We start from the raw sequence: 13,121 nt of genomic DNA on the forward strand, positions 1-13,121 counted from the left end.
TTTTAAAACACTATCACTCAGATTATACTAAGCCGTTTCCCGCGCAGCAGGATCAAAATGCTTTTCCAAAAAGCCTAAGACTGCATCGGAAATAATGGCCATCAACGCAGTTGGTAATGCACCGGCTAAAATAATGGCACCACCGTTAGTTGCGTTAGTCCCTCTAATGATGATATCGCCTAAGCCACCAGAACCAACAAACGAGCCGATCGCAGTAATCCCAATGGCCAAAACTAACGCATTGCGCAAACCCGCCATAATTACAGATAACGACAAAGGAATCTCAATAAATCGCAAAATTTGCAGTCGCGTCATCCCCATGCCTTTACCGGCATCTAATACATCACGGTTAACGTTAACCATACCCGTATAAGTGTTTTTGATAATCGGTAATAAAGCATAGAAAAAGACCGTTACAATTACCGTATTCACTCCTAAACCTAAGCCTAACATGATAATTGATAGCATGGCTAATGATGGTACCGTTTGAATCACATTAGCTGCGCCGATCACCCAATCACTGAGCTTACGGTAACGAGAAATTAAAATACCGATGGGAATCCCCACAATTGCTGCCAATAAAACGCCGTAAATCGAAATGAGAAAGTGACGGTTAAACTGTTCTAGCACATACATTCCGTTGTGAGCAAAATAATAAGCCAATTGTTGTAAAAGATTCATGTTTTGCATTAATCATCACGCCCTTCGAAATAATTGTGCTGTTCTAAAAAGTTATGCGCCACCGTAGCTGGTTCCTGTAAGTTATTATCGACTTTATAATTTAATTTCTGCATGGTTTCCACTGGAATTTTACCACCTAAGCGCCGCAAAATTCCCTTTAACTGCGGGTGCTGTTTTAAAGCTGATTTATTGACCACAACGCTGGCGTCATAAGGTGGAAAATAATGCAAATTATCCTCCAGTAGCTTCAAATTATAGCTTCCGATTCGACCATCAGTGGAATAGCCTAAAACAGCATCCATTTTACCACTGGCTAAAGCATTATAAACTAAACCAATCTGCATGGGATAAACGTGGCCGAAGCCAAAACCATAGCGCTTTTTAAAGTCTGTATAGCCATCACCTTTACGGTGCATCCAACTTTGGTCGATCCCTACTCGCATCTCTGGTGCAATTTTTTTCAAATCGCTTACCGTTTTTAAATTGTGCTCCTTAGCGTATTCCTGTGACACCATAAATTGATAGGTGTCTGCGAAGCCATAACTTGGAAAATAAACTATATCGTACTTGTCTTTAAAAACGCGGCGAACTTTTTCATCAACGATTTTAGGATCAGTATCCCCTGATTTATTTAAAACCGTCTGAAAATCGGTCCCGTTGTAACGAATTGCCGTTAAATCAGCTTCATTGCGTTGTTGGGCCTCAAAAGTTACCGTACTTGAGCCTAAGTTATTAATAATCGTGGTATTCAAATCTGAATAGTGTTCAATCATCTGTTGAATCATCGCTGCCATAACTTGTTGTTCTGTCGTGTTTTGAGAGGCAATACGAACCGTATCCTTACTGCTGTTACTCAAGCCAGGAAAACTACAGCCTGAAAGTACTACCACTAACGCAAGAAAAAATAAAATCAGTTTAAAAGGTTTGTGTTGCCGCATTAATGACTCCCCTCCTGTTTCATTTTTGGCGTTAGTAACATCTCTAAACGACCTAAAAGAAAGTCCACCACTAATGCTAAAATGATTACCGGAATTGAGCCGCCTAAGATCAAATCTGAACGATAAAGATTTAATCCGTTAAAGATGAAATCACCTAGACCACCAGCACCGATATAGGAAGCTAATGCCGTCCAAGCGATCACGTAAGTCGCAGACAACCGCACTCCAGCCATAATCACGGGTGCTGCTAGTCGGAGTTCCACTTGTAAAATAGATTGCAGATCATTCATTCCCATGCCTTTAGCAGCGTCTAGTAACGTTGGATCAACATTTTCCAACCCTAAATAGGTGTTACGTAAAATTGGCAATAAGGAATAAATGAACAGGGCAACGATTGCTGGCAAAGCACCAATTCCAAAAATTGGAATCATGATAGCCAATAACGCCATGGCGGGAACGGTTTGTAACACACTGGCTAATCCAATGGTGAAACCAGCGACTTTTTTAAACCGGGTCAAGACAACCCCTAAAGGTATAGCCACAATTACCCCTAAAAAGAGGGCAATGGCTGAAATATAAGTGTGCTGCCAAGTTTTAACTAGCAGTTGTGGCCCGTAGTTTTGCAAAAAAGTGATCACGCTGGATCACCTGCCTCCGAATTAGCAGAAGTTGGGGTCTCATTTTTATCGGTTTCGCCCCAAAGCGCGTCGTAAACCATGTCCACTAAAGTGGCGCGGGTCACAATGCCCACTAGATGATGGTCATCGTCAATCACCGGTACGTTTTTAAATCCACGCTTTAGAATCCGTTCCACAGTATCACGAATCACTGAATCTTCCTTGACGTAGAAAATATTTCGATTCATAATTTCACCGATTTTTTTGCCAGTACCATAATAACGGTTGATTTCTTCAATCCCGATAAAACCGCATAACCGGCCTTGATCATCGGTCACTAGCAGCGTATCAACCCGCTTAGTGTGCATTTCATCTAAGGCTTCTTTGATGGTCTGCGTTTCGTGGGCAGAAACCGCCTTGGTAGCCACTTGGCCAACCGTTGTAATGCTTGGCCGTGCCTGAATCAGCCGTTCTTCACCAATTAAATTCTCAACAAATTCATTTTTAGGATGGCGTAAAATGTTGTCCGGCGTATCCACTTGAACTTGTTTTCCGTGTGACATAATGACAATCCGGGTCGCTAACGTCAGCGCTTCGTCCATATCATGCGTCACAAAAATGAAAGTTTTGCCTAATCGCTCTTGTAAGTCTTTCACTAAATCCTGAAGGGAGTCGCGCGTAATCGGGTCTAGCGCACCAAAGGGCTCGTCCATCAAGATAATGTCTTGATCAGCTGCCAATGCGCGAACAACACCGATTCGTTGTTGCTCACCACCAGAAAGCTCCGCTGGGTAACGGTCTAAATAATCTTCTGGCAGTTCAACCAATTGAATCATCTTTTTTGCACGTTCGTTACGTTTTTCCTCTGACCATTTCAATAATTTGGGCACTAAAGTAATATTTTCGCGAATGGTCATGTGGGGTAATAACCCAATATTTTGAATCACATAACCAATTTTACGGCGCAACTTAACCGGGTCCATTTGCGCAATATCCTCACCATTAATTTTGATGGTGCCGGAAGTCTGTTTCAACATGCGGTTAATCATCCGCATGGTTGTTGTCTTTCCTGAACCAGACGTGCCGATGAAACAGATGAATTCGCCTTTTTCAACATCTAGATTAAAATCGTCTACTGCTTTAAAGTTCCCGTAGATCTTATTCAAGTGCGCCATTGTTAAAAATGCCACTCTGATCATCACCTTCTTTTAAATTTTCAATCACTAAAATACCGTTACTTTCAAAACGGTATGAATCAATTTGGTTCCATAAAGCTTAATCACCAACAAACATTTCTGGCTAAATGAATAATATAAACTCCCCTAGTTTATATTATAACGCGATTGACAATTAATACTTCTATTATTACGGAACTTCTGTCTAAATGCAAATTAGCACTCGAAAGTTTTGAGTGCTAATTACTAGCAGTTTTATCAATTCTGACTATAATAGAAAGTGTAAGGGAAATGAGCCCTTGCAAATAAACTATCAGAAATGGGGCTTTTGTTATGGCAAATGATTTAATGAATCGGCGGAACGGCTTAGCAGATTTCGGCGCGGATCGCTTTTTCAATCGGCTGGCGCATGGCTTCTTTGATGATGCTTTTCAATTTCCAGAATTTAATGACACCATGAAAACTGATATTAGTGAAACAGACAAAGCTTACACGGTTACCATTGATCTTCCGGGTATCGACAAGAAAAACTTGCAATTGAATTATCAAGATAGCATCTTAAGCGTCAGTGCTAAAAGCGAACAAAATACCGATGAACGTGATAAGAACGATCAATTGATTCACCGTGAACGTCGCTATGGTCAATTCTCACGGCAATATCGGTTACCAAATGTTGATCAAAGCAATATCACGGCACATTACGACAAAGGTGTTTTGACAATTAACTTGCCAAAATCCGCTGAAGCTAAAAACCATCAAATCGAAATTGATTAATTAAATTATGCTGTTCATTCTGACAGTACTGTCAGAATGCAAATAGCGTTGCAGTCCATTGCAACGCTATTTTTATACCAACTTTACTGTGTACTTTTTTATTTTTTGAATTCTTCAAGTATTTGCTAATTTCTCGCTCATAGATAACTAGTAGTCTACGATTATATCTTTTTTCTTGCTCAGTATTTTTCGCTTTACCCCACAAGAAAACTGCAATTTTCATTGGTAAATGTTAATTTTAAAACAAGAGTGCTCTTCTGAAATTTCAGACAAAATTATTCCATTGATATGCTCGTCCTTCTTTGTTATGAGGTGAATCTAAATTCTTTTGTTCATGAGTATTAATTAAATTCTTTACTGTGGCACTAGTATCATGTTCAATTTCATATACTTTTATTCCCATAGATTTTTAAAAAAGGATTTCATATCATATAAGAACAAAAACTCCCAAGTTTGAGCATCTAAATTCTAAAATCTTTGTCTCAAGAATTAGTTAGTCTGATGATAATCCTTGTCGATTGTTTTTTCTAATTGGTTTAATTTAACTGATTGCTTCTCAAATCTATCAGCGTGTTCGATTAATTTATGCTTAGTACTCAGAAGCTCCCACTTTCTGTTGCACTCTTTTTATATTCCCCTTGTTGCGCTTATGCTTGCTATCAGTGCACCTGATGCTGTTAGCATTAGGCTTGGCCAGTGGAGATCTTCCACTGTGCTGGGTAAGCTCATTAGAAATAACCCAATAAATACGATAGCCAGCCAAAAATCAAACCGTTTTAATAGGCGCATGGTTTCAACCTCCTGTTAATCATCCACGTGTTTATCATTTTTAATCATACCGAACAAATATGTTTTGAATGTCGTGTTCTTACTTAAGTACGTTACTATTTTAGCTTAACTAAAACTTAAAGAATTTAGAACACGCTTATTAATGAGTTTTATCTAGGTCTTTAGTGCGATAATTCTAGCTGTTTTAGCTCAAAACCATTACACTAGTTTTAGGACGCTGAATACATTGGAGGAAAGCGTATGGCTTTATTATTGAACTGGATTGGTATCATCCTTGTCGGCTTGGTTGCCGCAATTTTTGTTGCTGCTGAATTTTCTGTTCTCAAGGTCAGACCCACCTATTTAAAAGAACTGCACAAAAAAGGTAACCAAACCGCAAAAATTACGTTACAATTACTGGATAAATTAAATGATACGCTGTCCACAACACAGGTCGCCATCACCTTTACTGGGATTTTAATGGGGGCTATTGGGGAAAGCACGCTATCAGAAACGTTGGTTCGTTTGTTTGCATTAATTGGCATTCATTTACCAGAAAATTGGTTATTAGCGACCGTCAGCATCATTATTTTGACTTATTTAGAAGTGGTTTTAACCGAATTGGTCCCTAAATCAATGGCCATTGATCAGCCAAATAAAATCGCTTTGCTGATTACCCGGCCAGTTCACGGCTTTCAAAAAATCGCTTTTCCGCTAATTTGGCTGATGAACTGGTCTGCTGCACTGGTCCTAAAAGCATTAGGCTATACCGTCGCTACTGAAAGCGAAGATATTTTAACGCAAGCTGAAATTTTGGGCTTAACCCGACAGGCCGTTCAAGGCGGTACCCTCGAACCGGCTGATGCCACTTTTGTTGCTCGCAGTTTTGCATTTAATGACCGGGTAGCTCGGGATGTGATGGTGGATCGCACTTCTGTCAATTTTATTAGCGATCAGGTCGATGTGGCAACAGCTTACCAACAGTACCTTAAAACTGGCTTAACCCGTTTCCCCGTCATGAAAGGTCAAGATCGTGATCGTATCTCTGGTTACGTTTTTGCTCATGATTTAGCCAAGCAAAACGCAATTGCAGCTGACACGGCTTTGCAGCCTTTAATTCGCCCAATTGCCCGGGTAGCTGAGAACATGCCGATCAATAACATCTACCGCCAAATGGTGCGGACAAAATCGCCGTTTGCCTTAGTGGTTGACGAATACGGTGGCACTTCAGGTATTGTCACCGATGAGGACATTAATGAAGAATTATTAGGCAACATCCAAGATGAAAATGAACGCGAACAAGATTACGTGCAAAAACAAACCGATGGCAGCTATCAAGTCAACGCAAAAATGACACTCAATGATTTTGAAATTGCATTTAAAACTCAAATACCTGCTTTTAAGGAACGCAATGCCGTTACCTTGGCCGGATTCCTATTAGAACAAGAACCAACACTCGAAATTGGCGCAAAAATTCAAGTTGCTCCGTTTACCTTTACCATCATTAAAAAGAATGCTAACCAGCACATCACTTGGTTAAACGTTAGCCAAGCAGCCTAATAGCTACCTAAATAAAAAGAAGCTGCAACAAAAGTAACTCTTTTGTTGCAGCTTCTTTTTTATTTATAACTTAAACTACCTAATTTTAATACCGAATTGGCGGCGCTAAGCGTCCACGACCTGTTTGCCGCTTTTGTTTCGTCCGCCGTAACTGTTTGACCTGTACTTCCGCATCGCGCTCGAGACTGGCACGTGTCCGCCGAGTTGCATAAACTGTTTGATCTTGCCGAACCATTTGGACAATGGAACCTATTAACAAGACACAGACAAAGATAAGCGGCAACCCTGCTAACGTACAAATCGTCTGGACAGTCTTGAAACCACCAACAACGACAATCCCCATTGAGAAGATGATGAACACACCAACCCAGATCATCCGGTTAAACCGGCTAGGTTCCTCACCAACTTTTAATTTCAAGCTGGTTAATGAAGAAACAATGAATGCTGAAGAAGAAATCGTTGTGGCCAAGAAAATGAAACAAGATAAACTATAAAAAATCAAAACGACTACTTTAAATGGTAGTGTGCTAATTACTTTAGCAATCACTGCTGCCTGTCCTTGGGTATTTAAAATGTGAACCAAGTTAACCGCACCGCTATGTTGCAAGAATAGTGAATAACCACCTAAAACAGCATAGAAGCTCATGCAACCTAATGCACCAAAGATAAGCATGCCAACGATCACTTGCCGGATTGTCCGGCCTTTAGAAATTTTAGCGATAAACAACCCGGTGAATGGCATGTAAGACAACCACCAACCCCAATAAAAAATGGTGTTAGCATTTGTCGTCATCGCACCTTTACCTACCGTACCAGTACTCAACGGTAAGTAACGGGTAACTAGGTTACCCAAGTTGCCTAATTCTAAACGGCTTAAAAAGCCAGTGTGACCAACAATGAAAACAAAAATCAAAAAGCCGATAGCAGTCCAGATGTGTGCGGCACTTAAACGGTCAATGCCACCTTCTAAACCAGCAAACACCGTCACTGCAAATAAAACAAAGAGAATTGCAAAAAGTGCTAATTTTAAGCCAAAATTATCTGGAATTCCTGTAAAACTGTGAATAACAGTGGATAGAATTGGTATTTCTAGGCCAACCGAAGAACCAATACCACCCATAATGCCGACAACAACTAGAAAATCAACAAAGGTCCGCAATATCTTTTTATAGCGCTGCTGACCATCCAATAAGGTGATCGCCTCACTTAAGCGTTGAACTTTCCGGTGCTTATTGTAAATTGCATAAGCAATGGCAATGGTCCCGGCAGAAAACATCATCCACGCCATCGGACCCCAATCAAACTGGCCAATCATCGTCGCATTTAAATAGGCAGCATTAGAAAATGGCTTCAGGTTAAACGCTGGATGCGCAACCGCACGCAATGGGTCAACCATGCTCAACATTAAAATGCTGGCATCAATTGCCGTTGCAAACACCATACTACCCCACTGAAAATTATTAAATCTTGGTTTATCAGTCGCTTTACCTAGGCGAATCCGCCCAAAGTGGCTGCACGCCAAATAAACAAAAAAAGCGAAGTTCAAGAGATACACGCCGAAGAATAACCAGCCCATGTTGGCCGTAATACCATCCATTAAAGCGGCTAACCAATGTTGTAGTGAGTGGCCGCCTAACAAAAGTACCAAGGACATCAACATGAATAAAATGACAGTTGGTATAAAAACGGTTCGATCAATTTTTTTTGCTTTTAAAATTATAAACCTGCGCCCTGAAAACATGCCCACAACCGACATGCCCTAGAGGAAAATTACTGTTTCGTCCTGGAATGGGTCTTGCTACTTAAACTTCTACGCACATACTCATCATTGATTAAGTGTGCTTGAGTTGGCTTAACGCCTTCAAGTACGCACGCCCAGTCCCCAGTCGTTAATTCCCGGATTCATCCTTAATCACCGGTACACATAGTGCCACGCGAGAGGATCGACTCTCGTCCTAGGTGACTTTCAGTCGCAGTATTGCCTTCTTTCTGTTTTTTGGAATTGAATTACATTGAGCCAAAATCAAAGGATGGCTCAATCGTACAAGGAATTCGTGACCTTTAACTTTTAAATATCTTCGCTAACGGACAACAATTTTAAAGTTCTTTAATAACTCTTGCTGGATTACCGGCAATCACGACCTTATCTGGAAATGATTTTGTCACTACAGAGCCAGCACCAACAACCACTTCATCACCTAGCGTCACACCTGGTAAAACGGTCACCCGACCACCAAACCAGCAACTATTACCGATTGTGATGGGTGCGCCCATTTCAACATCTGCATTCCGTTGTTCAGCATCAAGCGGATGGACTGGTGTATAAAGGCCAACATCTGGCCCAAAATAGCAATGATCCCCAATCGTAATCGGACAAGTGTCTAAAAGCGTTAAATCGTAGTTACCATAGAAATGATCGCCGATGTGAATGTTAAATCCGTAATCAAATTTAAAATCACTCTCAACGAAAAAGTCATCTCCCGCATCTCCGAGTAACGCCATAAAACGTTGGTTACGCTCTTCATTATCATCAATTTGATTAATCTCCTGCAGCTGCTTGCGCATCATTTTACGCCGTTGGATCAGCTCAGGGTCAAACTGATTATAGGGCTCCCCAAGAGACATCTTTTCACGCTCTGATAGTTTTATCATATTATTAGCTTATCACACTTCCCAGTAAATGTTTAGGTGCTTAAAAGCCGCTATTTATCACGGTTGATAAAAAGCGGTATAGTAACTGACCGCAGCCACAGTTTGCGCTGATTGTACGGTCCCTGCTTTAATCAAATCAACTAATTGTGTTAATGGAATCAGTTGACTGTTAACAAACTCATCACGGTCAAAATTCGTGGCAATTTTTTCTTGTGGGTCGATTTTTGCCAAAACCAATGTGACCCGTTCGTCTGTAAATCCTTCTGAAGAAGTGATGGTTGTTAATTTGTGTAAATCATGAGCAATATAACCTGTTTCTTCGTGCAATTCACGCTTGGCCGCAGTGATGGGATCTTCACCTGGATTTAACAAACCAGCCGGCAATGATAGGCTTTCATGATTCACCCCTGCACGAAATTCCGTGTTTAAAACCACTTGGTGATCTGCTGTTAAAGCTAAAATTGCCGCGGCTGGTTGATGTAAAACAACATCACGGGACACTGTTAGCTGGTCTGGCGTTTTAATTTGCCGCTGCACCAGTTTGAAAATGGGCCCGTGATACAACTGTTTCTCCGCTTGAATCTTCCCAGTGCGTCCAGCGTTTGTCCAATCCATTGAATCGCCTCGCTTTTACACACTTGTATCTATTATAGCGACTTAAGCTGAGGTTTCAAGTGTTGTAGTCCAATTCCTGCAAAACCACTAATTAACGACATCACCGGACATAATAAACTAAAGAAAGTAAATGGCAAGTAATCAATCGTCGCCACCCCTAGTGTGTTGGCTAAAAAGACACCACCGACACTCCAAGGGACCAAGTAATTGACTACCGTACCGCCATCTTCTAGTACCCGCCCTAAAGCACCATTAGTTAAGCCACCTTGTTGAAAAGCTGTTTTAAACGCGCGCCCAGGTAATATAATAGAAAGAAACTGTTCACCAACAAAAAGATTAACACCGATACTAGCCGCCAGAGCAGCGAAAACCAGCTTGCCGTCACTGGTTAATTTTTCTGCGATCGGTGTCATCACTGCCTCAATCAAACCAAACTTAACTAATAAACCACCTAACGATAATGTAAGTACAATCAACGCAACAGTTGGCATCATGCTGATGATGCCACCGCGGGACAAAAGTTGGTTGACACTAGCACTGCTAGTGTGCGCCACATAACCATCCGTAATAATGTGTGCTAAATGTTTCAGAGCCAAATTGGGGTGCTCAATTAACAGCAAAACTGCCGACACAAAAATATTTAACAACATGGTTGGAATGGCTGGCATCTTCAAAATGACACAAGCAAAAATCAAAATAATCGGCACTAGTGCCAAAAAAGAAAGCTTAAATGATTGCTGCAAAACCGTGACTGTTTGCTGAATTCGTGTCCAGCTCACGGTGGCAGTAGTGTGGCCTAAAATAGTTACTAAAATCAAACTAATAGCGCCTGCCGGGAAAATCGACCAAAACAGATTACGCATATGGGTGAATAAATTAAGGCCCATCACTGCAGAAGTTAAATTATTGGTTTCCGATAAGGGGGATAATTTATCGCCAAAAACACTGCCAGAAATAATGGTACCAGCGACTAAAGCTGGATTGAGACCCATGGTTAGCCCCATGCCAAAACAAGCGAGACCAACTGTCGATACCACAGTAAACGTACTGCCAACTGCCATTCCCACTAGTGCACAAGCAATAAATACAGACGGCAAAAACCACTTGACACTGATTAATTTAAACCCAATCACCATTAAAGTCGGAATGGTGCCGGCTGCGATCCAAGTACTAATCATCGCCCCAATTAAAATAAAGATAAAAATCGGAATGATTCCTTTTTCAATGCCTTCGACCACGCCAACATTCACAGTTGCCCAATCGACGTGCCGCCAACGCGCCCAGACAATGACAAAGCCTAAAGCTAGCATGACAGGAACTTGTGGTGAAATACCTAAACCAATCACACCAACACCCATAATACCCAGTACTAAAATTAATACAATCACTGCCTCCCAAAAAGAAAGCGGTCGAATTTTATTTTGCATATCATAATGCCTCCCGTTTGTTTAATCCGAACTACCATTGATTAAACACACAATAACGGGCCTTTCCTCCACAATGTTGTAGCATCAACCTGCCTCCCATCCATCATCACAAAACAAAACGTCCCTGCTGCAAAAAATGCAACAGGGACGACTAAAAGCCGTGGTACCACCCAAATTGAGTTCAAACTCCACTTAAAAAAGCTGCTAATGGTGCTTTAAACCAGAAAAGAATCAAAATCGTATTTCATCAACTCACCCTGATCGGTTCGCAGCAACCACCGACTTCCTGACACCCAGATAAATTAACTAATCAGTATTTTGGATAATTCGTTATTAAATTAGTTGTAGCCTATCATTTGTCAGCACCACTGTCAACGACAAATTCAGCGCTAAATTTGAAACCACTTTCAAATCGCAATTAAATTGTGTAAAATTTATAATCAATCATAGTCATTATTAGTTTTAATTTAAGGCAGACTGTCCTATAATGAGGGTGTTGGTTGAATACGTTCAACTAGTAACATATTTTAGTAGGAGGTTAATTCATGAAAGTTATCGTAGTTGGTTCATCACACGGTGGTTATGAAGCAGTCCGTGAAATTTTGGCGGACAATCCAGACACTGAAATTCAATGGTACGAAAAAGGTGACTTCTTATCGTTCCTTTCTTGCGGTATGCAGCTGTACCTTGAAGGCGTTGTCAAAGATGTTAACTCAGTGAGCTACGCAACTCCCGAAAAAATGCGGGCAAAAGGTGTTGCCGTTTATACACGTGAAGAAATCACGGCAATCGATCCTAAAGCACATACCGTTCACGTTCAAAATCACAATAATGACAGCGAACGGGACGAAAAATATGATAAATTAATTCTCAGTCCAGGTGCCGTACCAGCCATGTTACCAATGCCTGGTAAAGAACTGGCTAACATCTACGCGATGCGTGGTCGTGACTGGGCCATTAAATTAAAGGCTAAAACAGTTGACCCTAACGTAAAAAACGTTGTGGTAATCGGCTCTGGCTATATTGGCATCGAAGCTGCAGAAGTCTTTGCTAAGGCTGGTAAACATGTGACCATCATTGATTTACTACCACGCTTACTAAGCTTATATCTAGATACTGAATTTACTGATGTCTTGACTAAAGAAATGGCTGCCCATAATATTTATCCTGCAGCAGGCCAGTCTGTTCAACGCTTTAATGGTAAAGATGGCAAAGTAACAGAAGTTGTTACGGACCAGGCTGCTTATCCAGCTGACCTTGTGGTTGAAGCTGCTGGTATCAAACCAAATACCGCTTGGTTAAAAGACGTCATTGACTTAGACGACAAAGGCCTCATCAAAACAGATGAATACATGCGGACTAGTCAGCCAGACATTTTCGCAGTTGGTGACGCAACCTTAGTTCGCTTTGCGCCAACAGGTGGCACATCCCGGATCGCCTTAGCAACGAACGCACGGCGCCAAGGTCGCTTTGCTGCTAAGAACTTAGTTGAAGCGAAGTATCCAGTACCAGCCGTTTCTGGTTCTTCTGCGCTATCTGTCTTCGACTACAAATTCGCTTCTACAGGGATCAAACAAGGCACTGCCCACAATTTTGACGTCAGCACAAAATCTGTTTTCGTCACGGACACTTACCGGCCACCATTTGTTCCTGAAAAAGCGCACAACGCTAAAGTCATGTTTAAATTGACTTACGACCCGAAAACTGGTCGGGTTTTAGGTGCACAAATCATGTCAACTGAAGACGTCACAGCTAACATCAATGCCATTTCCTTAGCTATTCAAGGTAAAATGACCATTGACGACCTTGCTTATGCAGACTTCTTCTTCCAACCTGGTTTTGACCGGCCTTGGAACATCATCAACGTTGCGGCACAAAAAGCACAGCGTGCTGAATAATAACATTTAAAAAGTA

The 13,121-nt window shown here is 41.2% G+C and carries 11 protein-coding genes; 3 read left to right on the forward strand and 8 right to left on the reverse strand.

Translation table 11 applies throughout. From position 1 onward, the window contains the following. Nucleotides 1-27 precede the first annotated feature (27 nt). The 4 genes from FC24_RS03230 to FC24_RS03245 are packed head-to-tail and all read right to left on the reverse strand — an operon-like array spanning nt 28 to nt 3,411. Nucleotides 28-690 (reverse strand): ABC transporter permease, encoded by a 663-nt coding sequence (locus FC24_RS03230; RefSeq protein WP_057873438.1) that lies wholly within the window; start codon nt 688-690, stop codon nt 28-30. Then, nucleotides 690-1,619 carry an osmoprotectant ABC transporter substrate-binding protein gene (locus tag FC24_RS03235; RefSeq protein WP_057873439.1) on the reverse strand — a complete coding sequence of 310 codons (930 nt, stop codon included), beginning with the start codon at nt 1,617-1,619 and terminating at the stop codon, nt 690-692. Before FC24_RS03235 ends, FC24_RS03230 begins: the two co-directional genes overlap by 1 nt. Then, entirely contained in the window at nt 1,619-2,257 is a 639-nt protein-coding gene (locus FC24_RS03240; protein ID WP_057873440.1) for an ABC transporter permease, read from the reverse strand. The genes FC24_RS03235 and FC24_RS03240 overlap by 1 nt, the downstream gene beginning before the upstream one ends. Next, on the reverse strand, nt 2,254-3,411 hold the full coding sequence (locus tag FC24_RS03245; RefSeq protein WP_420805248.1) for a betaine/proline/choline family ABC transporter ATP-binding protein: 1,158 nt from the start codon (nt 3,409-3,411) through the stop codon (nt 2,254-2,256). The genes FC24_RS03240 and FC24_RS03245 overlap by 4 nt, the downstream gene beginning before the upstream one ends. A gap of 333 nt (nt 3,412-3,744) precedes the next feature. Between FC24_RS03245 and FC24_RS03250 the strand changes: the two genes are divergently transcribed. Both FC24_RS03250 and FC24_RS03260 read left to right on the forward strand, forming a co-directional pair. Continuing rightward, a complete protein-coding gene (locus FC24_RS03250; protein ID WP_057873442.1) occupies nt 3,745-4,185 on the forward strand; it encodes an Hsp20/alpha crystallin family protein in 441 nt (146 codons plus the stop codon). Between the two features lie 1,029 nt (nt 4,186-5,214). Next, entirely contained in the window at nt 5,215-6,513 is a 1,299-nt protein-coding gene (locus tag FC24_RS03260; RefSeq protein WP_057873444.1) for a hemolysin family protein, read from the forward strand. A gap of 85 nt (nt 6,514-6,598) precedes the next feature. Here the strand turns inward: FC24_RS03260 and FC24_RS03265 are convergent, their stop codons facing one another. The 4 genes from FC24_RS03265 to FC24_RS03280 form a co-directional block, all read right to left on the reverse strand. Continuing rightward, complete coding sequence (locus tag FC24_RS03265; protein WP_057873482.1) at nt 6,599-8,254, reverse strand: BCCT family transporter; 1,656 nt, start codon at nt 8,252-8,254, stop codon at nt 6,599-6,601. Nucleotides 8,255-8,610: 356 nt separating this feature from the next. After that, entirely contained in the window at nt 8,611-9,165 is a 555-nt protein-coding gene (locus FC24_RS03270) for a sugar O-acetyltransferase (protein WP_057873445.1), read from the reverse strand. 57 nt (nt 9,166-9,222) lie between these two features. Next, nucleotides 9,223-9,780: an NUDIX hydrolase gene (locus tag FC24_RS03275; protein ID WP_057873446.1), complete on the reverse strand. Its 558-nt coding sequence runs from the start codon at nt 9,778-9,780 to the stop codon at nt 9,223-9,225. A gap of 32 nt (nt 9,781-9,812) precedes the next feature. Next, nucleotides 9,813-11,207 carry a Na+/H+ antiporter NhaC family protein gene (locus tag FC24_RS03280; RefSeq protein ID WP_057873447.1) on the reverse strand — a complete coding sequence of 465 codons (1,395 nt, stop codon included), beginning with the start codon at nt 11,205-11,207 and terminating at the stop codon, nt 9,813-9,815. A 545-nt stretch (nt 11,208-11,752) separates the two neighbouring features. Between FC24_RS03280 and FC24_RS03285 the strand changes: the two genes are divergently transcribed. Next, entirely contained in the window at nt 11,753-13,105 is a 1,353-nt protein-coding gene (locus FC24_RS03285; protein WP_057873448.1) for an FAD-dependent oxidoreductase, read from the forward strand. Nucleotides 13,106-13,121: the final 16 nt, after the last annotated feature.

This window comes from Loigolactobacillus rennini DSM 20253, from assembly GCF_001436505.1.
Lineage (GTDB): Bacteria > Bacillota > Bacilli > Lactobacillales > Lactobacillaceae > Loigolactobacillus > Loigolactobacillus rennini.